Source organism: Fictibacillus terranigra, from assembly GCF_030412265.1.
GTDB classification, from domain to species: domain Bacteria; phylum Bacillota; class Bacilli; order Bacillales; family Fictibacillaceae; genus Fictibacillus_C; species Fictibacillus_C terrinigri.
On the sequence record NZ_JAUHLN010000001.1, the window covers coordinates 1 to 23603 of the forward strand.

At 44.3% G+C, this 23603-nt stretch carries 23 protein-coding genes; 14 read left to right on the plus strand and 9 right to left on the minus strand.

Translation table 11 applies throughout. The annotated features are described in order from the left end of the window. Window positions 1-248 precede the first annotated feature (248 nt). The 8 genes from QYF49_RS00005 to dnaA all read right to left on the minus strand — a co-directional run bounded on the left by QYF49_RS00005 (window position 249) and on the right by dnaA (window position 10488). Window positions 249-1355, minus strand: a complete 1107-nt coding sequence (locus QYF49_RS00005; RefSeq protein ID WP_290397595.1) for an HD-GYP domain-containing protein — start codon at window positions 1353-1355, stop codon at window positions 249-251. A gap of 74 nt (window positions 1356-1429) precedes the next feature. After that, complete coding sequence (gyrA, locus tag QYF49_RS00010; RefSeq protein WP_290397596.1) at window positions 1430-3955, minus strand: DNA gyrase subunit A; 2526 nt, start codon at window positions 3953-3955, stop codon at window positions 1430-1432. Window positions 3956-4078: 123 nt separating this feature from the next. Then, the gene (gene gyrB / locus QYF49_RS00015) at window positions 4079-6001 is read right to left on the minus strand and encodes a DNA topoisomerase (ATP-hydrolyzing) subunit B (protein WP_290397597.1); all 1923 of its coding nucleotides are present in this window, start codon (window positions 5999-6001) and stop codon (window positions 4079-4081) included. Window positions 6002-6053: 52 nt separating this feature from the next. Then, on the minus strand, window positions 6054-6323 hold the full coding sequence (gene remB / locus QYF49_RS00020; RefSeq protein WP_290397598.1) for an extracellular matrix regulator RemB: 270 nt from the start codon (window positions 6321-6323) through the stop codon (window positions 6054-6056). 8 nt (window positions 6324-6331) lie between these two features. After that, window positions 6332-7453 (minus strand): DNA replication/repair protein RecF, encoded by a 1122-nt coding sequence (gene recF / locus QYF49_RS00025; protein ID WP_290397599.1) that lies wholly within the window; start codon window positions 7451-7453, stop codon window positions 6332-6334. A gap of 14 nt (window positions 7454-7467) precedes the next feature. Continuing rightward, the gene (gene yaaA / locus QYF49_RS00030) at window positions 7468-7680 is read right to left on the minus strand and encodes a S4 domain-containing protein YaaA (protein WP_290397600.1); all 213 of its coding nucleotides are present in this window, start codon (window positions 7678-7680) and stop codon (window positions 7468-7470) included. Window positions 7681-7788: 108 nt separating this feature from the next. Further along, the gene (gene dnaN, locus QYF49_RS00035; protein WP_290397601.1) at window positions 7789-8931 is read right to left on the minus strand and encodes a DNA polymerase III subunit beta; all 1143 of its coding nucleotides are present in this window, start codon (window positions 8929-8931) and stop codon (window positions 7789-7791) included. Window positions 8932-9135: 204 nt separating this feature from the next. Beyond that, window positions 9136-10488: a chromosomal replication initiator protein DnaA gene (gene dnaA, locus QYF49_RS00040; protein ID WP_290397602.1), complete on the minus strand. Its 1353-nt coding sequence runs from the start codon at window positions 10486-10488 to the stop codon at window positions 9136-9138. A 765-nt stretch (window positions 10489-11253) separates the two neighbouring features. On the opposite strand from dnaA, the gene rpmH reads away from it, so the two are divergent. The 12 genes from rpmH (at window position 11254) to QYF49_RS00100 (ending at window position 21462) form a co-directional block, all read left to right on the plus strand. Further along, window positions 11254-11388, plus strand: coding sequence for a 50S ribosomal protein L34 (gene rpmH, locus QYF49_RS00045; protein WP_007201576.1), 135 nt, complete (start codon window positions 11254-11256; stop codon window positions 11386-11388). 140 nt (window positions 11389-11528) lie between these two features. Further along, on the plus strand, window positions 11529-11888 hold the full coding sequence (gene rnpA / locus QYF49_RS00050) for a ribonuclease P protein component (RefSeq protein WP_290397603.1): 360 nt from the start codon (window positions 11529-11531) through the stop codon (window positions 11886-11888). Continuing rightward, window positions 11885-12115, plus strand: coding sequence for a membrane protein insertion efficiency factor YidD (gene yidD / locus QYF49_RS00055; RefSeq protein ID WP_290397604.1), 231 nt, complete (start codon window positions 11885-11887; stop codon window positions 12113-12115). The genes rnpA and yidD overlap by 4 nt, the downstream gene beginning before the upstream one ends. Before the next feature lie 28 nt (window positions 12116-12143). Next, on the plus strand, window positions 12144-12917 hold the full coding sequence (gene spoIIIJ / locus QYF49_RS00060) for a YidC family membrane integrase SpoIIIJ (protein ID WP_290397605.1): 774 nt from the start codon (window positions 12144-12146) through the stop codon (window positions 12915-12917). Then, window positions 12914-13534: an RNA-binding cell elongation regulator Jag/EloR gene (gene jag, locus QYF49_RS00065; protein WP_290397606.1), complete on the plus strand. Its 621-nt coding sequence runs from the start codon at window positions 12914-12916 to the stop codon at window positions 13532-13534. Before spoIIIJ ends, jag begins: the two co-directional genes overlap by 4 nt. A 365-nt stretch (window positions 13535-13899) precedes the next feature. Then, on the plus strand, window positions 13900-15276 hold the full coding sequence (gene mnmE, locus QYF49_RS00070) for a tRNA uridine-5-carboxymethylaminomethyl(34) synthesis GTPase MnmE (protein WP_290397607.1): 1377 nt from the start codon (window positions 13900-13902) through the stop codon (window positions 15274-15276). A 13-nt stretch (window positions 15277-15289) separates the two neighbouring features. Continuing rightward, window positions 15290-17176, plus strand: a complete 1887-nt coding sequence (gene mnmG, locus QYF49_RS00075; RefSeq protein WP_290397608.1) for a tRNA uridine-5-carboxymethylaminomethyl(34) synthesis enzyme MnmG — start codon at window positions 15290-15292, stop codon at window positions 17174-17176. Window positions 17177-17191: 15 nt separating this feature from the next. Further along, entirely contained in the window at window positions 17192-17908 is a 717-nt protein-coding gene (gene rsmG / locus QYF49_RS00080; RefSeq protein WP_290397609.1) for a 16S rRNA (guanine(527)-N(7))-methyltransferase RsmG, read from the plus strand. Between the two features lie 134 nt (window positions 17909-18042). Beyond that, window positions 18043-18897, plus strand: coding sequence for a nucleoid occlusion protein (gene noc, locus QYF49_RS00085; protein ID WP_290397610.1), 855 nt, complete (start codon window positions 18043-18045; stop codon window positions 18895-18897). A gap of 159 nt (window positions 18898-19056) precedes the next feature. Further along, complete coding sequence (locus QYF49_RS00090) at window positions 19057-19830, plus strand: ParA family protein (RefSeq protein ID WP_290397611.1); 774 nt, start codon at window positions 19057-19059, stop codon at window positions 19828-19830. Then, window positions 19811-20656 carry a ParB/RepB/Spo0J family partition protein gene (locus tag QYF49_RS00095; protein ID WP_290397612.1) on the plus strand — a complete coding sequence of 282 codons (846 nt, stop codon included), beginning with the start codon at window positions 19811-19813 and terminating at the stop codon, window positions 20654-20656. The genes QYF49_RS00090 and QYF49_RS00095 overlap by 20 nt, the downstream gene beginning before the upstream one ends. A 71-nt stretch (window positions 20657-20727) precedes the next feature. Next, the gene (locus QYF49_RS00100) at window positions 20728-21462 is read left to right on the plus strand and encodes a DUF554 domain-containing protein (RefSeq protein WP_290397613.1); all 735 of its coding nucleotides are present in this window, start codon (window positions 20728-20730) and stop codon (window positions 21460-21462) included. Between the two features lie 34 nt (window positions 21463-21496). Here QYF49_RS00100 and yyaC read toward each other — a convergent pair whose 3' ends face one another. After that, window positions 21497-22123: a spore protease YyaC gene (yyaC, locus tag QYF49_RS00105; RefSeq protein ID WP_290397614.1), complete on the minus strand. Its 627-nt coding sequence runs from the start codon at window positions 22121-22123 to the stop codon at window positions 21497-21499. A gap of 333 nt (window positions 22124-22456) precedes the next feature. On the opposite strand from yyaC, the gene QYF49_RS00110 reads away from it, so the two are divergent. Together QYF49_RS00110 and QYF49_RS00115 are read left to right on the plus strand one after the other, a co-directional pair. Further along, window positions 22457-23314 (plus strand): mechanosensitive ion channel family protein, encoded by an 858-nt coding sequence (locus QYF49_RS00110; protein WP_486599193.1) that lies wholly within the window; start codon window positions 22457-22459, stop codon window positions 23312-23314. Window positions 23315-23390: 76 nt separating this feature from the next. Next, complete coding sequence (locus tag QYF49_RS00115) at window positions 23391-23588, plus strand: DUF951 domain-containing protein (RefSeq protein WP_290397615.1); 198 nt, start codon at window positions 23391-23393, stop codon at window positions 23586-23588. The last annotated feature ends 15 nt before the right edge of the window (window positions 23589-23603 follow it).

A 23603-nucleotide genomic window follows, 5' to 3' on the forward strand; every position in this document is an offset into this window, starting at 1 on the left:
GTTTGGTTTTCAAAGAACATTTTTGTTTTGCCGCTCGTTTTGGCGACTTTATTAGAATACCATACTAGTATCTATTAAGTCAACCATTTTCCTGAAAAAGTTTTTTCAGGAGTTTGCCGATAAAACAGGCGAAACAAGAAGCTAAATAAATATACCATTATAATATTTGTTTTGCAAGTATTTTTTTGATAAAAAAGTGTAAACATAAAAAAAGACCTTCTGCCCTCGCAGAATGCCCTTGTATTCCTTTAATAATAAAGCGTTTCTTCAATATAAAGATCCTTACGTTCCATTAAGGAGATAATATCCTCCGATTGATGAAGCTGAACGATTGGTCTTGTAGGATATGAATCCTCCTTAAAAACGATTAATCCAATCTGGCCGTTCGACAGTCTTACTTTGCTGCCGGCTGAAAATATAGTGAGTCCATCAGTAATCACCCGAATAATACCAGGATCAAACTGGCCGAATTGGTCTTTCATCATTAATTCGATAACTTTGAATGGGCTTAGTTTTGTCCGATATGATCTTTCCGAGGTCATGGCAAGATAGACATCCGCCACGGCAAGGATGCGGCTGTAGGGATGAAGCTTGCTACCTGGGACCTTGAGCGGATAGCCGCTACCGTCCTCACGTTCATGATGCTGCAGGACCCCGAGAAGAACACCTTCTTTTATCGCAGGCAATTTTTTAAGCAAGTTATAACCATGAATGGAATGCTGCTTCATTTCTTTAAGCTCTTGAGGATTTAATGGACCTTTTTTCTTTAAGATCGCCGGTGATATTCTGGACATGCCGCAGTCGCACAGCGCACCGGCCATACCGATCTGGAGGCATTCTCCCCTTGGATATCCAAGTCTTCTGGCGATGAAAGCACTGAGTACAGCCAAAGACACAGCATGATACGCCAGGTAATCGTCTCTGTTTGTTATTTGCTGCATGTTCGATATTTCTCCCGGGTGATCCATCCCTTTTTCCACAACGTGGACGATAGCTTTCCTTAAAGAAAGCGCATCGATTGGAGCGCCGGCTTCCCAATTGGTAAACAGTACTTTATACTGCTTTACAGCTTCCTTATACAGCGTTAGAAAATGGCTGTGCATCTTTGATGGGTTATCTGGTGTTAACTGGCTTTTTTGAGAATTTGGATCGGCTGCCTGTTTTTTATCGGATGTGTCAGAGAGAATTTCGATCTCTTTGATCATGAATAAAGATAAAATGTCCAGGTGCTCAGCAGTCAGGACGGTGTTCTTTCTAATCATAGGATGATTGGTGCGGCCGAATAGATCGGCAGCCAGGACTTGGCCGGCTCGAGCCGCCGAAGTATGAATGATCATCATGGTTCCCCACTTCATTTAAACTGAAATCCCTTTCATTTTACATATAAAAAAGAGGAAAATATATGATTATTTTCCTCTTTTTATCAAACCTATTCTTCTGTGTCGTTTTCATTTGAAGATTCTTCAGGTGCCTCAGTGGCTTCCGGGGCATCTGTTTCATCTTCTGAACCCTCTTCCAGATCTTCTTCGATCTCTTTTTCTACAACGGCTACCGTGGCTACATGGTTGCCTTCATGCATAGAGATTAATTTCACACCTTGAGTATTTCTTCCCATGGATGATATTCCGGACACGTTCATACGGATCAAGATACCGTCCGCGGTAATAATCATGAGATCTTCCTCATCCGTTACCGTTTTAAGAGCGATGATCGCACCGTTCCGGTCGGTGATGTTACATGTCTTGATTCCTTTACCGCCGCGTGACTGCAGTCGGTATTCTTCCATTGGAGTACGCTTGCCGTACCCTTTTTTCGTAACAATCAGTACATCCTGTGTTTCATCAAGCACTTCCATACCGACGACATAATCATCTTCGCCGAGAGTTACCGCTTTTACCCCTGCAGCTGTACGGCCCATGGACCGTACATCGTCCTCTTTATAGCGAATCGCCATTCCCTGACTCGTTCCGACGATAATATCCTTGCTGCCGTCTGTCAGTTTAACGCCCATCAGCTCATCATCTTCACGCAACGTGATGGCAAACAGTCCGCCTTTTCGGATATTCGCAAACTGAGAAAGCGGGGAACGCTTAGTGATCCCATGTCTTGTCATAAAGTTGAGGTACCATGTATCCTCGAATTCTTCCACAGGAATGACAGCAGAAATCGTCTCTTCACGTTCAACTTGAAGCATATTGACAATTGGAATTCCTTTCGCCGTTCTGCTCATCTCAGGAATCTCATAACCTTTCAGACGGTATACCTTCCCTTTATTCGTAAAGAAGAGGATCGTGTTATGAGAGTTTGTCGTAAAGAGATGTTCCACGAAATCATCTTCACCTGTTCCCATCCCTTGTATCCCGCGGCCACCGCGCCGCTGTGAACGATAGGTAGAGATAGGAAGCCGCTTGATGTATCCTTTGTTCGTCAAAGTAATGACGACGTTTGTTCTTGGAATGAGGTCTTCATCCTCGATCATGTCAAAGCCGACCGTAATGTTCGTACGGCGTTCATCGCTGAAGCGATCTTTAATCTCGATGAGCTCTTCACGAATGATTTCGAGAATCTTTTCCTCATCTGCCAAGATGGCTTTCAGCTCGGCGATAAGAGCGACGAGTTCTTTATACTCATTTTCAATCTTGTCCCGCTCCAGGCCGGTCAAACGCTGCAGTCTCATTTCCAGGATCGCTTGAGCCTGCTCGTAGCTTAGAGAGAATTTCTCCATCAAGCCGTCTCTCGCAATTTCTGTTGTTCTTGAAGAACGGATAAGGGCGATGACTTCATCAAGATGATCCAGCGCAATTCTTAGTCCTTCGAGGATGTGAGCACGGGCTTCTGCCTTGCGAAGATCGAACTCGGTTCTTCTGCGGATGATGACCTGCTGATGTTTCAAGTAATAATGCAGACATTCTTTAAGGTTCAACACTTTCGGCTGGCCGTCCACCAATGCCAGCATATTTATACCAAAGCTGGTTTGCAGTGCGGTCTGTTTATATAAGTTATTTAAAAGAACATTGGCATTCGCATCACGGCGCACTTCGATTACAATACGCATTCCGTTGCGGTCTGACTCGTCGCGCAGATCGGTAATGCCGTCGATCTTTTTATCTCTGACTAATTCCGCGATCTTTTCAATCAGGCGGGCTTTATTGACCTGATATGGGATCTCATTAACAATGATGGTGCTTTTTCCGTTTGGTTGTTCTTCAATTTCTGCTTTAGCACGGATAATAATGGAGCCTCTGCCTGTCTGATAAGCTTTTCGAATCCCTTCACGCCCTAAAATTTCACCAGCAGTCGGGAAATCCGGACCTGGAATGAATTCCATAAGCTCAGGAATAGTGATGTCAGGATTGCGGCTGAGTTCAAGAATACCATCGATGACTTCACCGAGATGATGAGGAGGGATATTGGTTGCCATCCCTACAGCAATTCCGGATGTACCGTTTACCAGCAGGTTCGGGAAACGGGAAGGCATAACGACGGGTTCACGCTCGGAGCCGTCGTAGTTATCCTTATAATCGATTGTATCTTTGTTGATATCACGAACGAGTTCCATCGCTATTTTTGACATTCTGGCTTCGGTATAACGCATAGCCGCAGCGGCATCCCCATCCACGGATCCAAAGTTTCCGTGGCCGTCGATCAGCATGTGCCGATAGTTGAAATCCTGCGCCATTCGAACCATTGTTTCATAAACGGCAGAGTCACCGTGCGGATGATACTTACCGATAACCTCTCCTACGATACGTGCTGACTTTTTGTACGCTTTATCAGCGGTCATGCCCAGATCGTTCATCGCATAAAGAATCCGTCTATGAACAGGCTTCAGCCCGTCACGGACATCGGGAAGAGCACGGCTGACAATAACGCTCATGGCATAATCCATAAATGATGTACGCATTTCCGAGCTGATATTTATTTCCTTCACCCGGGATTGATCTGCTTCAGACATTAGTTCTAACCTCCATTTACTGCATGATCCATAAGAAATTCTTTTAAGGTGCACTCATTTCTTTAAAAATAATATCTATAAAAACGGTAAGAGAAACAGGGGTGCGCCCTGTTTCCACTGTTGTTAAATATCCAAGTTTTTGACGTAATGGGCGTTTTCCTGAATGAAATCGCGGCGCGGTTCTACCTTATCCCCCATTAAAATTTCGAAGGTTTCATCCGCTTCCATCGCATCTTTCAGTTCTACCTGCAGCAGCGTGCGGGTATCCGGATCCATGGTCGTCTCCCAAAGCTGGGCAGGGTTCATTTCTCCGAGACCTTTGTAGCGCTGAACGCCCGGTTTCGGGGTCTGCGGGATCTCACTCATTATTCTTTCCATTTCTTTATCGTTATAAGCGTACTCAATCCGTTTGCCCTGCTGGATCTTATAGAGCGGAGGCTGAGCGATATAAATATAGCCATTCTCAATGATCGGCCTCATGTAACGGTAGAAGAACGTTAATAGCAAGGTGCGGATATGAGCGCCGTCGACATCGGCATCCGTCATGATGATAATTTTATGGTATCTTGCTTTTGAAATATCAAAATCTTCGCCAATTCCTGTGCCCAGTGCCGTAATGATGGCTCTGATTTCGTTGTTCGACAGGATTTTATCAAGGCGTGCTTTTTCAACGTTGATGATCTTACCGCGCAATGGCAGAATCGCCTGGAAATGGCGGTCACGTCCCTGTTTGGCTGATCCGCCTGCTGAGTCACCCTCAACGATGTAAAGCTCGGATACGCTGGCGTCTTTTGAAGAACAGTCGGCCAATTTACCAGGAAGAGAGGAAACATCAAGAGCGCTTTTCCTTCGTGTCAATTCGCGGGCTTTTTTGGCAGCGACACGTGCGCGAAGCGCCATCATCCCTTTTTCCAATACACGCTTGGCGACGTTCGGATTCTCCAGCATAAAGGTGGAGAACTGCTCAGAGAATAGAGATTCAGTAATCGTCCTCGCCTCGGAGTTTCCAAGCTTCGTTTTCGTCTGCCCTTCGAACTGGGGATCTGGATGCTTGATGGAGATGATGGCGGTCAAGCCTTCACGGACATCATCACCGGACAAGTTCGTGTCACTGTCTTTAAACATGTTGTTTCGGCGCCCATAATCGTTGATTACGCGGGTTAATGCGGTTTTAAAACCGGATTCGTGCGTTCCGCCTTCATGCGTATTAATGTTGTTGGCAAAAGAATAGATGTTGCTCGTATAGCTGTCGTTATACTGCAGTGCGATTTCTAGTGAGATGCCTTCTTTCTCTCCCTCGATGAAGATCGGCTCATGAAGGGGTTCGCGTGAACGATTAATATGTTCAACATAGGATTTAATCCCGCCTTCATAATGGTATTCCTGTTCGACCGGTTCTTCCTCGCGTTTATCCCTTGCGATGATTTTAATCCCGCGGTTTAGGTAGGCAAGCTCCCGGATTCTTTGAGAAAGGGTCGCGAAATCATAAACTGTCGTTTCCGTAAATATTTCTTTGTCCGGAACGAAATGAATGATCGTTCCGCGTTTGTCGGTTTCACCGATGACAGCCAGGTCGGCTGCCGGCACACCGCGGTGATACTGCTGATAATGAATTTTTCCGTCTCGGTGGACGGTTACATCCATCTCACTGGAAAGGGCGTTAACAACGGACGCACCAACCCCGTGAAGCCCGCCGGATACTTTATATCCGCCGCCGCCGAATTTACCGCCGGCATGGAGCACCGTCATGATGACCTCTACAGCAGGACGACCCATTTTTTCTTGGATTCCTACTGGAATACCGCGTCCATTATCGGTGACGGTAATGCTGTTATCTTTTTCCACTGTGACTGTAATCTCATCACAGTAGCCAGCCAATGCTTCATCGATCGCGTTATCGACGATTTCCCACACCAGGTGGTGCAGCCCTTTTACGTTCGTGGAACCGATGTACATTCCGGGACGTTTACGGACAGCCTCAAGGCCTTCTAATACTTGAATATCGCTTTCATCATAATGCTGTTCTAATTTTTGATCAGTAGTCATTTTTTCTTCACCTACATTTCTGTTTCGGGAACAATTTCAAAAATAAAGCCTGTTACTTTAAATACCAGCTATGGGCAAAATCAATACGTTCTCCTGCCCGTTTTTTCAGTGTAACCGAGGATAAAGGGGAGAGATAAACATGTTCCTTTGTGATGATGACGGATTTTGGGTTTGTGTCGCATAGATTGACCATGCTTTTCTTTTCTTTGTGATGCCTTAAAAAGGCGTTCATTAATTCCGAGCTTTCAAGTGCATGGTAATCCAGAATCGCTACAATCTCGCTTTGCTGGATCACCGCTTCTTCGCCAATATGAAGTAACATGTTTCACCTCACCTTATCCGTTCAATCGCACCTTGTTCGACATGGTACGTTGCCGCCTTTTCCAGCGTTTCATGATGAATACCTTCCACACTCGTAGTTGTTACAAACGTCTGTACTTTGCCTTGAATCGTGTTCAGCAGATGAGACTGCCGGTAATCATCGAGCTCTGATAAAACGTCATCCAGCAGGAGCAGCGGATATTCGCCGACTTCTGAATGAATAAGATCGATCTCTGCAAGTTTAATCGAAAGCGCAGTCGTCCTCTGCTGGCCCTGTGAACCGAACGTCTGTACATCTTTTCCGTTCACATGGAAAAGCAGGTCGTCACGGTGCGGCCCGAAAAGAGAGGTCCCTCGCTCTATTTCTCTATCTTTTATTTTAACAAACTTTTGTTCATAAGCTTCTATCATTTTCGACAAATCTTGCTCTTCACATACGTCAATGGTCGGTTTATATAAAACTTCCAGCTTTTCAAGCCCGCGGCTGATCCCGTGATGGATCGGATCCGCCCAGCTTTGCAGCAGTTTCATATAGCTCATGCGTTTTTCCGTTACCCTTGCAGCCGACTGAATCATTTGTTCAGTCAGAATGTCCAGCATGACTCCGTTTTCCTTTGAACGGCTTCGCTGCATATCCCGAAGCAGCGAGTTGCGCTGAGCGAGGACTTTTTGATACTGGGTCAGATAATGGAGGTAAACAGGGTTGACCTGCCCAATCTCCATATCAATAAAACGACGTCGCACCTGGGGACTCCCTTTTACAAGATTCAGATCCTCAGGTGCAAACATGACGACATTTAATGCCCCTATATAATCGGTCAGCCTCCGCTGTTCAAGTCCATTGACTTTTGCCTTTTTTCCTTTTTGCGAAATGACCAGGCTTAAACTGAATGGTCCGGTCCTTTTTTGAACCCGTCCTTCTATTTTAGCATATTCTTCGTCCCAATAGATTAATTCTTTATCACGGGGAGTTCTGTGGGATTTTGCCATTGCCAGCACGTAGATGGCCTCCATCACATTCGTTTTCCCCTGTGCGTTTTCACCAAGAAACACGTTTACCTTATTTTCAAAGTTAATCTCCTGGGACGAATAATTTCGGTAGTTCCTAACGTTTAATTGTTCAATATACAACGGGATACCCCCATCTATCTCGCTACAGTGAATTCTCCTAAGTCGGGAACCGTGACCGCATCGCCTTCATAAAGCTTTCTTCCCCGTCGGTTTTCAGGTTCTCCATTCACCAGCACTTCATTCTCTGCTAAATACCATTTTACCATTCCACCGCTGGAGATGGCATCTACGTGTTTTAAAAGCTGCTGCAAAGTTATATATTCGGTTGTTATTTTTACAGTCTCCATCTTAACACCCCTTTTTTCACTAGTATTTTCAATTTCAACCTCTTTATGAAAAGGCATAAAAGCTGCCGGATCAAAACCAGCAGCTTTTTTTATTCGTTATTTTAGTTCTTAATACGTTCTGACAGGAAGGATGAGCTGTTTAACCGTTTCGTTTTCTACCGGTGTGATCAGGAACGGCCGCATCGCCCCGGTAAACAATACTTTAATCTCTGTACAGTCCATCGCTTTAAGGGCGTCGATCATATATTTCGCGTTGAACGAAATTTTAAGCTCTTCTCCCTCCATAGATTCGGTGATGACGTTCTCGTAAACCTTACCGATTTCCGGCGAGTTGGAAGAGATCTCGACCGTCTGGTTATCCAGGGTGGCGAGCTTGACTACATTGTTTCTTCCTTCTCTCGCCAAAAGAGAAGCACGGTCGATCGCTTGAAGAAACTCTTTTGTGGATAATCCCAGTGTAGTTTTGCTCTCACTAGGAAGAAGCTTGCTTGTATCCGGATAATTGCCGTCAAGCAGACGGGAGAAGAACAATGTATTCTTCGTTTTAAATAGGACTTGATTATCTGTCACAACGATTTGAACGAGCTCACTGGATTCTTCGACGATCTTAGAAAGTTCATTGAGGCTTTTCCCTGGAATGACTACATTCTGGAACGATAACTCTTCCGTGTTGCTCTCAATTTTTGCTGTGCGTTGTGCAAGGCGGTGGCTGTCTGTTGCCACGCAGGTCAGAACACCATCCTCCAGTTTGATGTTCACCCCGGTTAATATAGGACGTGTTTCTGACGTGGACACCGCAAAGACAGTTTGACGGATAATTTGGCGAAGCAGATCTCCTTGAATACTGAATACATTTTGTTCTTCGATCTGAGGTAGGCGCGGATATTCTTCAGGATCCAGGCCGACCAGGCTGAACTCGGATGCTCCTGAACGAAGTTTTGTTTCAAAACGTTCTCCCACTTCAATCTCGACCGTATCGTTCGGCAGTTTTTTAACGATTTCAGAGAAGTATCTCGCCTGCAGCACGATACTTCCAGGTTTTTGTACTTCTAGATTCACTTCACCGTTCTCTTCCATAGGAATCAATCGTTCAATGGAAATATCGGAATCACTGCCGGTTAATGTCATTCCTTCACTATGTACGACCATTTTAATCCCTGTCAAAATTGGAATCGTAGTTCGTGAAGAAACGGCCTTCATTACGTCTTGAACACCTTCAATAAGCTGGCTTCGGTTAATTTGAAATCTCATGATCATCCCCCTGAACATTTAATTTTTTGGAATTGAGTCATATTATTTATTTTTTTAAATAAAAAATCGTCGTAGTAATAGTAGGGCCTGTGAATTTGTGGATAACTGCGAAAAGTTAAAGGAATAACAGCCTATCCACATGTGGACAGACTGTGTATAAGCAAGTACCGGTTATTCACAGGATTCACAGCGCGAGAAGCTGTACTACGATTTTAACTGATCGTGAATTTCCTTGATATTCTTTTGAAGCTGCTGGTCAGAAACCATTAAGTTCGAAATTTTCTCATGGGCATGCAGGACCGTTGTATGGTCTCTTCCACCAAATTCTTCGCCGATCTTGGGCAGCGAATTGTCGGTAAGCTCCCTGGCTAGATACATGGCGATCTGACGAGGAAAGGCAACAGATTTCGTCCGCTTTTTGGCTGTGAAATCTTCGAGTTTTACATTGTAATGCCTGCCTACAATCTCTTGGATGTGATGGATGGTGATCATCCGCGGTTTAGAGGAAGGAATGATGTCCTTCAATGCTTCTGCCGCCAGGTCGGCATTCATATCCTGATTTATGAGAGAAGAATAGGCGACCACGCGGATCAAAGCACCTTCCAGCTCACGAATGTTGGTGTCAATCTGGTTGGCGATATAAAGCATGACCTCGTTTGGAATGTCCAATCCTTCAGCCTTCGCTTTTTTACGCAGAATCGCAATCCTCGTTTCAAGATCCGGCGGGGTAATATCGGTAATCAGCCCCCATTCGAAACGGGAACGAAGCCTGTCCTCTAATGTCGGAATCTCTTTTGGAGGACGGTCACTGGAAATCACAATTTGCTTGCTTTCCTCATGTAGAGCATTGAACGTATGGAAAAATTCTTCCTGCGTCTGTTCTTTTCCCGCCAAAAATTGAATATCATCAATCAATAGAACGTCAACACTCCTGAATTTATTTCTAAATTCGACAGTTTTATTGTCACGGATCGAGTTAATGAATTCATTTGTAAACTTTTCGGATGATAAATAAGCCACTTTGGCATTTGGTTTATGGTCGATCACATAATGTCCGATCGCATGCATCAAGTGGGTTTTTCCCAAACCGACGCCTCCATAGATGAATAGTGGATTATAGGCTTTGGCAGGCGCTTCGGCTACTGCAAGAGAAGCGGCATGAGCAAATCTGTTCCCAGATCCGATAACGAATCGGTCAAATGTATACTTTGGGTTCAGCATGCTTTGTGCTACTTCTTCGTGCTGGTCCACGTTTACTTTTTGTGTTTTCTTTAACACTTTTTCAAAGTCAACTTCTTCTTCCATCTGATTTTGAGGAATAATGAATTTGACATCCAGGGCAGCACCGGTTACGTCCTGAAGAGTTTCCGAGATCAGGGTAGAATAACGGGATTCCAGCCAGTCACGGGCAAACTCGTTCGGCGCAGTAATGACAAGCGTATCATTTTGCAGTGCATGTGCCGCTGTGGATTTCAACCATGTCTCAAAGCTGGGCTTGCTGACCTTCTTTTCCATGGCAGCTAGTGCTTTGTTCCATAGGTCATTAATATTCTCCACCAACTGTCCCTCCTAAGTAAATTTATATAAACGAAGCTCCTTCTTCCTTGCTTACTTCCTGCTTGCATCTTAAAGACAGCGCGAAAGAAAACCTCAAGATAATCGAAAGCAATTTTCATGAATCAAATCGGAATGGATGTTCGAATCATAAAATGGCCGTCGAGGATAAGGTTCATCTTGAGGCTGATAGGTGTACTTTTTACAAATCGCTCGATGCTGTTTAAGGCTTGTACAGCGATATGTATATAATCGAATAAATATACTATTCACAGCAAAAGCACACAATCTATTAATATAGTAGAAAATCAGTATAAGGTAAGTCATGCAGAGGATGTGGACAACCTTATAAACATCAATTTTAAACTGTCCACAACTTTATCCACACGCTGTGGATAAAAACATTGTCACATGAAGTTATCAACGAGTTAAAACACAACAATCATAACAAATAAATCCCATGATTGCAATGTGTTTTTCGTACTTATCCACAACCCCTACAACTTGTGTATCAACGTTGTCCACAGCACTAGATTTTGTGTAAAACTTGTCGATAAAGGGTGTGGATAATGAAAATCGTGTCGAAAAAAGTATCCACAAGGGGGAAGAAAACGAAAATTGCGGTTCGGATCAGAGGAAGTGTTTCATTTTGCCGATCTGGTGTTTTTTTAAATAAATTTGATGAAGACTTGACAAATCAAGGTAAGCGTCCTTATACTTACTTAGACTGTCTTTTTTAGAGATATCCTCAGGGAGGTGTAATATATTATGAAACCAACGTTCCAACCAAATAACCGTAAACGTAAGAAAGTACATGGTTTTCGTGCGCGTATGGCAACTAAGAACGGCCGTAAAGTTCTTGCTCGCCGCCGCCAAAAAGGAAGAAAAGTATTATCTGCATAGGCCACTGACATCAGTGGTCTTTTTTCTGATATAGGAATAGCAGAAATCGGTTTAGATTAGAATAAGTAACTCATACTGTTATAGTTAAACGTTTTAAAAAAATAAATTAGTCGTATCAGATCCAGGTGGAGTGTTGCCGGATGGAAAAGAAAAAGCGCATTAAGAAAAACGAAGAATTTCAAGAAGTATTTAAAAGAGGAAAATCGTCTGCCAATCGCCAATTTGTTATATATGCGCTGGAAAAAAGCGATCAGTCCCATTTGCGGCTTGGATTATCTGTCAGCAAGCGGGTCGGTAATGCGGTGACCCGGAACAGGATAAAACGTGTGGTCAAGGAGATCTTCATGAAACATGAAGGAGAGATCCTATCCGGAAGGGATTACATCATTATTGCCAGAAATCCAACAGCAGACATGGATTTTTCTGAGATGGAAAAAAGCCTTCTGCACGTATTGCAGCGAGCCGGTTCAATCAGACAGTCTAAGGGCAGGCGTAAATGAAACGGCTCTTCGTTTTGATCATCCGTTTTTACCAGCGATTTATTTCCCCAATGACGCCGCCTGCTTGCCGGTTTTACCCCACATGTTCGACTTATGGAATTGAAGCAATTCAGCGATTTGGTGCAATTAAAGGAACCTGGCTGACTTTTAAACGTATATTAAAATGCCATCCTTTCCATCCAGGCGGAATTGACCCTGTGCCTGAAAGAAAGAATCGCCGAAAATAAAGAAACAACGCTTTAAGGAGGATGAGGAGTGCGAAAGAAATTAGGAATTACGTTTGCCCTGGTCAGTTTAATGGTATTGTTAGCTGGCTGTAGCTCGACAAATACGCCAATTACCTCAAAAAGTACGGGATTTTGGGACGAGTACTTTGTTTATCCGCTGTCATGGGTGATCACAACCTTCGCTGAGATGATGGGTAACAATTATGGACTGTCCATTGTCGTTGTAACGATTCTTATTCGATTGGCTTTACTGCCGTTAATGATTCAGCAGACAAGAAGTTCAAAAGCGATGCAAGCGATCCAGCCGGAGCTTCAAAAATTGCGCGAGAAGTATAGCTCCAAGGATGCAAACACACAGCAAAAACTTCAGCAGGAAACCATGCAGCTGTTCCAATCCCAGGGAGTGAATCCGCTGGCAGGCTGTCTTCCATTGCTGATCCAGATGCCGATCCTGCTTGGTTTCTACCATGCGATCATGCGTACTCAGGAAATTAAGAATCACAGCTTCCTATGGTTCGATCTGGGAGTGCACGATCCTTTTTATATCTTGCCTGTTGTAGCGGGTATTACAACGTTCCTTCAGCAAAAGATTATGATGGGCGGCACAGATAACCCGAACCCGCAAATGAAAATGCTTCTTTATATCATGCCGGTCATGATTGTTGTATTTGCGATCAATTTCCCTGCAGCGTTATCTCTGTATTGGGTAATTGGTAACTTATTTATGATTGTACAGACTTATTTTATTACAGCCCCGAACAAGAATAAGAAAAAAGAAATTGATAGGGGAGCTAAAAAGTGAAACAGATTAAGGTAACGGGAAAAACAGTAGAAGAAGCAGTTTCAACAGCATTGGCCGAGCTTCAGGCTTCTAAAGAACAGGTTGAGGTAAAAGTTCTTGAAGAATCTAAAAAAGGATTTTTAGGTTTTGGCGGAAAACCGGCTTTAGTAGAAGTTTCTCTTAAACCAGATCCGGTAAAGCTGGCTGTTGCTTTTTTACAGGAAGTCACCGAGAAAATGGGTGTGCCTGTTACCATTTCACTGAAAGAAACGCGGGAAGAAATCATCCTGGAATTATCGGGCGAAAAGATTGCCATTTTGATCGGAAAAAGGGGACAGACCCTCAACTCTCTTCAATATTTGACTAATCTAGTAGCCAACAACCATTCGAGCCGCTATCTTCGTATCATTATTGATGCCGAAAATTACAGAGAACGCCGCCGGGAATCTCTCGAACGCCTGGCTCTCCATACGGCCCAGAAAGTGGCGGCGACAGGGAAAGGCGTAGCACTCGAACCAATGCCTTCCAACGAAAGAAAGGCCATACATATGGCACTTCGAAATAATAAAAAAATAGAAACCACTTCTGAAGGGGCAGAGCCGTTCCGCAAGGTCATCATCCGCCCCGCCAAGAAGTAAATGAATGCTCCGGGCTGCTGCCCGGGGTTTTTTAGTTGGAAAAGCTGAAATGACCGTTTAGAGCCGACAAGCGTTGGAGGCTTTAAGCATAAAACGTACTTGTTTTCTGCTCGAAGGCGAAACAGCCCCGAGGCTCTGGTAGCTGGATCCCGGGTTAAACAGGAAAAACACCACGCAAATTTAACAATGACCCCCGGCTTTTTTCATTGCCTTTTATATCCCAGCTGGGTTAAACTAAAAGGTATTGTGGATAATTATGCCTGTTATTTCAGAAGAGTTATCCACTGTGGATATGTTAGAAACGAAAATAAAGGAAATAATACTATAGATACAATATGTTTTGGTTTCAAAGAGAGGTGAGAAGGATGGAATACGATACAATCACGGCGATTTCCACACCAATGGGTGAAGGAGCGATCGCTATTGTGCGATTGAGCGGCAGTGAGGCAATTCAGATTGCCGATTCCATTTATATAGGGAAAAAGAGTCTCAAGGAAGTGGAGTCACATACGATTCATTACGGCAAGCTGATCGAACCAAAGACGGGAGAAGCTGTCGAGGAAGTGATGGTGTCAATCATGAAAGGTCCCCGGACGTTTACGAGGGAAGATGTGGTTGAAATTAACTGCCACGGGGGGATCGTCTCCGTAAACCGTGTACTTCAGCTCGTGCTTAACAATGGAGCGAGATTGGCTGAACCCGGCGAATTTACAAAGCGCGCTTTTTTAAACGGCAGGATCGACCTGTCACAGGCAGAAGCGGTAATGGATTTAATCCGTGCAAAAACAGATCGGGCGATGAACGTGGCGCTTAATCAAATGGAAGGGCGCTTGTCCAAGCTGGTCGGCAAGCTCAGACAGACGCTGCTTGAGACCATTGCACATGTGGAAGTGAACATTGACTATCCCGAATATGATGCAGAGGAAATGACTCATTCCCTTCTGAACGAAAAATTGACGTATGTCAAACGGGAAGTAGATAAGATACTGACTACGGCGCAGCAAGGGAAAATTTTGCGTGAAGGCCTTTCTACCGCGATTATCGGGCGGCCCAATGTTGGAAAATCGTCACTGATGAATGCGCTCGTTCATGAAAACAAAGCGATCGTGACTGATGTTGCAGGAACGACCCGTGATGTCATAGAGGAATACGTCAATGTAAGAGGAGTTCCCCTTCGACTCGTTGATACCGCAGGAATTCGTGAAACAGAAGATATCGTCGAACGAATCGGTGTTGAAAAATCACGCAAAGTCCTTAAGGAATCAGATCTTATTTTACTTGTTGTCAACCATAACGAACCTTTGTCTCAGGAAGATGAGAATCTGTTTGAAGCCGTTAAAGGGCTAGATGTGATTGTGATCGTCAACAAAACAGACCTTGAACAAGAAATAGATATGAACCGCGTGAAAGAATTGGCAGGACGGCACCCTGTGATCACCACGTCTCTTCTTCACGAAGAAGGGATCGATTTGCTTGAAGAAGGCATCGCTCAATTGTTCTTCCAAGGGGGCATAGAGTCACAGGATATAACATACGTGTCCAATTCAAGGCACATCGCCCTGCTGCAGCAAACCATACACCATATAGATGAAGCGTTAAACGGAATTGAACTTAACCTGCCGGTCGATATGGTTCAGATTGATATTACACGGGCTTGGGAGATTCTCGGTGAGATCATCGGAGATACGGTCTCCGAAAGTTTAATTGACCAATTGTTCTCCCAGTTCTGTTTAGGGAAATAAAGGAGGAAGAAAAATGGGATATGATGCAGGCCGATTCGATGTCATTGTTGTCGGAGCAGGCCACGCAGGAGTGGAAGCCGCACTTGCTTCAGCAAGGATGGGGGCAGAAACTCTTTGTTTAACCCTTAACTTAGACACCATTGCCTATATGCCATGCAATCCTTCAGTCGGCGGACCTGCCAAAGGGATCGTCGTCCGTGAGCTCGATGCTCTTGGCGGAGAAATGGCCAGAAATATTGATAAAACACACATTCAAATGAGGATGCTGAATACAGGCAAAGGCCCGGCTGTCCGTGCTTTGCGCGCGCAGGCAGACAAATTCATGTATCAGAATGAAATGAAAAAAACGATGGAAAACACGGAGAATCTTACTTTAAGGCAAGGTATGGTGGAACGCCTTTTGATCGAGGACGGCGTTTGCAAGGGAGTCGTTACGAAAACCGGAGCAGAATATCATGCTTCTGCTGTTGTTCTGACTACTGGAACCTACTTAAGAGGAAAGATTATTATCGGTGAGTTGTCCTATGAGAGCGGACCGAATAACATGCAGCCATCGGTTAATCTGTCTTACCATCTTCAAGAGCTCGGTTTTCAAATGGTGAGATTCAAAACGGGGACTCCTCCGCGTGTGAACAGCAAAACCATCGATTATTCCGTGACGGAAATTCAACCTGGTGATGAAGTACCCCGTGCTTTTTCTTATGAGACAACGAAGTATATTACAGACCAGCTTCCGTGCTGGCTGACCTATACAAGTCCAGAGACACATGAGCTCATCAATGGCAACCTTCATCGGTCTCCGATGTATTCAGGGATGATTGAAGGTACCGGACCTCGCTATTGTCCGTCTATTGAAGATAAGATCGTGCGCTTTAATGACAAGCCGCGCCATCAGATCTTTTTAGAGCCTGAGGGAAGAAATACGGAAGAAGTGTATGTACAGGGGCTTTCTACAAGCTTGCCTGAAGATGTTCAGCGCAAAATTCTTTCCACCATTCCAGGATTGGAAAAAGCCGAATTAATGCGTGCAGGCTATGCGATTGAATATGATGCCATCGTACCGACTCAGCTGTGGCCAACACTGGAAACAAAGAACGTCGAAGGGCTTTTCACTGCCGGTCAGCTAAACGGAACGAGCGGCTATGAAGAAGCTGCCGGGCAAGGTGTTATGGCAGGGATCAATGCTGCTCTAAAAGTGCAAAACAAAGAACCGCTTGTTCTTGATCGATCCGAAGCTTACATCGGTGTACTCATTGATGACCTGATCACTAAAGGGACGAACGAGCCTTACCGTCTCCTTACCTCACGTGCTGAATACCGTTTGCTTCTCCGTCATGATAATGCGGATTTAAGATTGACGGAAAAAGGATATGAGATTGGATTAATTCCTCAAGAGCGTTATGACCGTTTTGCAGAAAAGAAAGAAAAGATCAAACAGGAAATTGAGCGTTTGGAGCATGTCACAGTCAAACCGTCTCCTGAAGTTCAGGATATTCTTCAAGGAGCAAAAAGTTCCCCTCTTAAAGAACCGATGACTGCAGCGACTCTCCTTAAAAGACCGGAGATTACGTATGATGTCATTGCTCAAATCCATCCATCTGAAACTCCTGTAGATGAAGTGATCGCGGAGCAGGTAGAAATCCAGGTAAAATATGCTGGCTATATCGATAAACAGCTTGCACAGGTTGACCGAATGAGGAAGATGGAGAATAAAAAGCTGCCGGCTGACCTTGATTACGGAGCAATCAACGGATTGGCAACCGAAGCCAAACAAAAGCTGCTGGAAGTCCGTCCCCTCTCTGTAGGACAGGCATCAAGGGTGTCAGGAGTAAACCCTGCGGATATTTCGATCTTGCTTGTTTACCTGGAGCAAGGAAAACTAGCTAAGCTTGCACGTTAAGTTTTGGAGGAAGAAATGAATATTACAACCTTTCAAGAGAAGCTGGCAGAGAAGGGAATCAACCTTTCCCCCCGCCAGCTCCAGCAGTTTGAAGATTATTTTCGCATCCTGGTCGAATGGAATGAAAAAATGAACTTAACGGCCATTACGGAAAAGGATGAAGTATACTTAAAGCACTTTTATGATTCGTTATCAGCCGCTTTCTATTTCGATTTTAATCAGGAAATCTCTGTATGTGATGTCGGTGCCGGAGCTGGTTTCCCGGGTATTCCGCTAAAAATCTGTTTCCCTCAGATCAAGCTTTCTATCTGCGATTCATTGCAAAAGAGAATCACATTCTTAGAGCATCTTTCAACAAAATTGGAGTTAACGGACGTTTCACTCTATCATGACCGTGCAGAGACGTTCGGACACCGTCCTGAGACAAGAGAGGTCTATGATCTTGTTATGGCCCGTGCGGTAGCCAGGATGTCGGTCCTCAGTGAGTTATGCCTTCCTCTTGTTAAAAAGGGCGGCCATTTCTTAGCCATGAAAGGCTCACAGCTGCCGGATGAAATGAAGGACAGCAAAAAAGCTGTTCAAATGCTCGGAGGAAGCGTAAAGGATGTTTATTCCTTTAAGCTCCCTGAAGAGAACAGTGACCGATACATCGTGCTTGTTGATAAACAAAAGAACACTCCCAAAAAATATCCGAGGAAGCCTGGGACGCCAAATAAGAATCCTCTTTCCTGAACATGAGCCAAATGTTTCACGTGAAACATCTGGCCTACATATGCCGGCGAGGCAAAGAAATTTCAAAATCTGGCAGGAATACTGATGGACAGAGCGAAAATCTAAGATAGATAACAAAAGGTGGTGTCATTCATATGAAACATCCTTTTTCACGCTTATTCGGCATCGGTGAAAAAAATCAGACAGCTGAAGCTGAAGAGAAAAACGAAAATGAAGAAATACTGCAACTCCAGGTAAAAGATATCCATCCGAATCAATTTCAGCCTCGTACCGTTTTCATAGATGAAAGAATTGAAGAGTTATCACAAACTATTGAGACCCATGGAATCATCCAGCCGATTGTTGTCCGGCCATCGGGGGAACGATCCTATGAAATCATCGCCGGAGAGCGGCGGTGGAGAGCAGTACAAAAACTGGGCTGGGAGACCATTCCGGCTATTATAAAGGAATTTGATGACTCGCAGACAGCCTCGGTCGCACTGATCGAGAATCTACAGAGAGAAGAGCTTACCGCTATTGAGGAAGCTATGGCCTATGCGAAGCTTCTTGAGATCCATGGCCTTACCCAGGAGAGCCTTGCTCAAAAACTTGGAAAAGGGCAATCTACGGTCGCCAACAAGCTCCGTCTGCTTAAACTTCCCCAGCCAATCCAGGATGCATTATTGCTGAAGCAGATCACAGAGAGACATGCACGAGCTCTCATCATTCTAAAATCTCCAGATAAACAGGAAGCAATTCTTCAGGAAATCATAGAAAAGCATCTGAACGTCAAACAAACAGAAGAACGTGTTAAACGGATGATTGAAGGAGAAATGGCCGAGAAGAAACCTGCTGCAAAGAGGAAATCATTCAGTAAGGATACTCGGCTTGCCATTAATACCGTCCGTCAATCGGTAGACATGGTTCTAAAGAGCGGACTCACGATCAACACAGAAGAAGAGGATCATGAGGAATTTTATCAATTCACGATTCGGATTCCGAAAAAATAGCATAAAAAGCCCTTTTCCATCATGTGAGAAGGGCTTTTTATTATGTTCTCTATGAAAAATCTTTTCTGTCATTTTTCATAGATTTCCGTAAGAAAAAGAAGAATTTCATGATATGATAAAGGAAATGAACTCTCGTAAAGAATTGAGGTAGGTGTCATCGTGGCTAAAACCATTGCAATTGCCAATCAAAAGGGTGGTGTTGGAAAAACAACTACATCCGTGAACCTCGGAGCATGTCTGGCTTATTTCGGCAAAAAGGTTTTACTTGTTGATATAGACCCGCAGGGAAATGCTACGAGCGGTGTGGGAGTTGACAAAGGCGATATTGATCAATGTATTTATAACGTGCTTGTTGACGATGCAGAAGTGAAGGACATCATTTTAGAAACGATTTGTGAAGGATTACATATATTACCCTCTACGATACAGCTGGCCGGTGCAGAAATTGAGCTGGTGCCTACGATATCAAGGGAAGTAAGACTGAAAAGAGCTCTTTCTTCGGTCAGCAGCCAATATGATTTCATCATCATCGACTGTCCTCCCTCATTGGGATTGCTGACGATTAACTCACTTACAGCAGCGGATGCAGTGCTCATCCCAGTGCAATGTGAATACTATGCACTGGAAGGTCTGAGCCAGCTGTTAAACACCGTCCGGCTTGTGCAGAAGCATTTGAACACGGACCTTACGATTGACGGTGTGCTTTTGACGATGCTTGATGCCAGAACTAATTTAGGAATCCAGGTTATTGAAGAAGTGAAAAAATACTTTCAGGATAAAGTCTATACCACCATTATCCCAAGGAACGTTCGTCTTTCTGAAGCGCCAAGCCATGGAAAACCGATTATTATTTACGACCCTAAATCCAGAGGTGCAGAGGTTTATTTAGAATTAGCGAAGGAAGTGATTGGCAGTGGCGAAAGGGTTAGGTAAAGGAATTAATGCATTCTTTCCGGGTACAGAACTTGATAAAGAGGATGCTGTTACTGAAATTAACGTAAAGGATTTACGCCCCAACCCCTATCAACCGAGGAAAGTGTTTAATGAATCTGCCATTGCAGAATTGAGGGACTCTATTAAGGAGCACGGAGTTCTTCAGCCTATAATCGCAAGAAAAAGCATAAAAGGCTATGAGATTGTAGTAGGTGAACGCCGTTTCAGGGCAGCGAAAGAAGCAGGGCTGAAAACAATGCCTGTCATCATCCGTGATTTTACGGAACAAAAGATGATGGAGATCGCCCTCATCGAGAATCTGCAGCGCGAAGATCTGAATCCGATCGAAGAAGCGCAGGCTTATCAAAAACTGATGGAGCACCTTAAGCTTACACAGGAAGAACTGGCTGGCAGGGTAGGAAAAAGCAGGCCTCATATTGCCAACTTTGTCCGTTTGCTGCAGCTTCCGGAGCCCGTTCAGGAAATGCTGTCCAAAGGCGCTTTATCCATGGGCCATGGAAGAGCATTGCTTGGATTGAAAAAGAAAGCAAAAATGCAGGCTGTCGTTGAAAAATGTGTGAATGACAAGTTGAACGTCCGACAGCTTGAGAAACTGATCCAGCAGGTCAATCAGAATGTTTCACGTGAAACAACGAAAAAAGGCCAGGAAAAAAACATCTTCCTGATTGAAAAAGAATCGACCCTCCGGGATCATTTTGGAACTTCCGTTTCCATTAAACGAACAAAGCGGAAGGGCAAGATAGAAATTGAGTTTTTCTCCGATGAAGATTTAGAACGGATACTGGATCTGATTGGAAAGCAGTAAAACCATCGAATCGGTGGTTTTACTTTTTTTTAGATCTTTTAGGTATATCAGATGAAAAGGCGGGAAAGACATTGGCATTATTAGGAACATTGGTGAACGGCCTTGCAATTGTAATCGGAAGTCTGCTTGGCTTGTTCTGGCGGAATATCCCCGAGAAAACAAAAACAACCATCATGCAGGCGATGGGACTTGCAGTTATGATTCTTGGAATCGGCATGGGACTCAAAAGCAAACAGTTTTTAATCGTCATTGCCAGTCTGGCCATTGGAGGAGTTCTTGGTGAAAGGCTGGATCTGGAAGGCAAGCTTTCCCAGCTCGGCTTCTTCCTTGAAAAAAAGCTGGGAGGAAAGGAAAAAGGCGGGATCGCCAATGCTTTTGTTACGGCAACCCTTGTCTTTGTCATTGGAGCGATGTCTATAGTTGGTGCGCTGGACAGCGGCTTAAGGCATGATCATGCTGTGCTTTATACAAAAGCCTTAATTGACGGGTTCTGCGCGATCTTTTTCACATCAGCTTTAGGAGTAGGGGTGATCTTTTCAGCTGTTCCCGTTCTATTGTATCAAGGAGTGATCGCCTTGTTTGCCACCCAGATTGACCGCGTCGTGCCAGCGGATCTTATGAAGCAGATGATCGTCGAAATTACAGGTACAGGCGGAATCATGATTCTTGCGATCGGGTTAAATATTCTGGGGATAACGAAAATACGGGTAGCCAACCTCCTCCCCGCGCTTCTTTTTACGATCATCATCGTGTGTATCGTCTATTATTGGGACAGGCTGTCCGGCTTTGCCGGGAGTTTAATCTAAAAAAAGCTGTTCAGGATTTCCTGAACAGCTTTTTTCATTGAATATTATACAAATCGTCTATTTGCAGCGGAAGAGGTGTAATATTCTTCTTCACACGCTGGCTCATGGAGGCGAAATAAAGGGAGTCTGCAATGAGTTCAGCCATTTTCATAACAACGCTCAGACGGGTGTTCTGCAGAACGAAATATTCCATAAATCCACTGACATTGACAATTCCCGTCATATGCATATCTCCTACCGGAGGAAGTTCTTTATTAACGCCGGCCCCCGGCTTTACCGGTCCATCGCCAATGGAAATCATTCCAACATGATTCAGCTTTCCGAGGCAGGCATCAATGCCGATAATAAATGCGTTAGGATGTTTTTTTTCAATCATTTTAAGTTTTTCCGAGAGATTTACAGCATGAACAGGTTCATCCAGGGTTCCATATACATGAAAAGGAAAGGCTTTGATCGCATGAAGTTTTGTTCCGACAAGAGGGCCCAATGCATCGCCGGTGGATCGATCTGTCCCAATGCAAACCACCACAACGGGTGTCGTTTGCGTGTTAGGAAGAAGGTTCCCAATGTTTTCTGTGATGACCATGCATGCATCTTTTTCCTCGTGGTGCATTTTGTATTGAAAAGGCTTGTCGGGAACGCGCTTCCTTTTAAGGAACATAGAATCCACTCCTTTAAAATGTTACTACCAGTATACGGACTAAATGGCAATACTATACATTGTGAAGCGGTATACAGGAGGCTTTTTATGAAAACAGCAAGGCCGGGCAGCTGTTTTTTTAGTAAAAATGCAGGAAGGACAAGCTGAAGATTCATGGCCGCTTGTTCACTTATTTCGGGGTTAAGGGTTTTATACCCCCTTCGCTTCCTTTTTAACCAAAGCCAGCAAGAAAGATTTCGTTTTTATTCGTTGAAAGTTCAACCGAAATTGGGTACATTAATCCATAGTTAATTATTTTATGGAGGTTGGAAACGAGTGGAGTTACTCAGTGTGATCCAGCAGGCAGATGAAATCTATAAGCAGGTAGGGAATGGGGAACTATGGATTAATCTAGGCATGAAAGTGCTGAAGATTGCGGCCATTATTTTCGGTTCGGTGATTGTCGTTAAAATCGTTCGGGCTGCTATAGCCAATATCTTTAAGATACGGATGAAAAGCCCGCTGCGAATGTCTGAGCGTCGAGAAAACACGCTTATTCGGCTATTGGACAACGTTGCTGCCTATCTTATTTATTTTATTGCTTTGCTTATGATCCTCAGTGAATTCAGTATTGATGTGAAGGCTTTATTGGCTGGTGCCGGGGTGGTTGGGCTGGCCATCGGTTTTGGCGCGCAGAACCTGGTGAAAGACGTCATTACAGGATTCTTTATCATTTTTGAACAGCAGTTCGCAGTAGGCGATTTTGTAAGGATCAATAATTTTGAAGGAACGGTGGAGGAAATTGGGCTCCGCACCACCAAATTAAAACAATGGACAGGAGAGCTGCACATTCTCCCAAACTCGTCGATAACCGAAGTGACCAACTTTTCCATCCATAACAGTATTGCTGTCGTTGATGTAAGTATTGCTTATGAAGAGGATATCGACAGGGCGCAGGCGATCATTGAAGAAGTCGTAAGAGAAGAGACCCCGAAATATCCCGAGATGGTCGCAGAGCCAGAAGTTCTTGGCATCCAGGCTGTCGCTGCTGCCGAGATCGTGATCAGGGTAACAGCGGAAGTGCTTCCGATGACACATTTTAAAGTGGCCAGGGAGCTCAAGAAAGCCATAAAAATCAGATTGGATGAAGAAGGCATCGAACTGCCTTACCAGAAGCTGATTTCTTACCATAAAACCGTTTCCGAGAGCTGATGGATAAAATCCGTTGTCTCCCGGCGAGTTTCTTTATAGAATAGAAAAAAAGCGAATGATCGGGGGAGTGGAAGACTTGGAAGGTAAAGAATTCTTTTTAAACGATGAAGTAGAAATGAAAAAACCTCATCCATGCGGAACGAACCGCTGGAAGGTCATCCGTATGGGTGCTGATATCCGAATCAAATGTACCGGATGCCAGCACAGTGTTTTAATCCCCAGAAAAGATTTTGTTAAAAAGCTGAAAAAAGTGCTCGTTTCACACCAAGAGTAAGAGACGGACATAGCG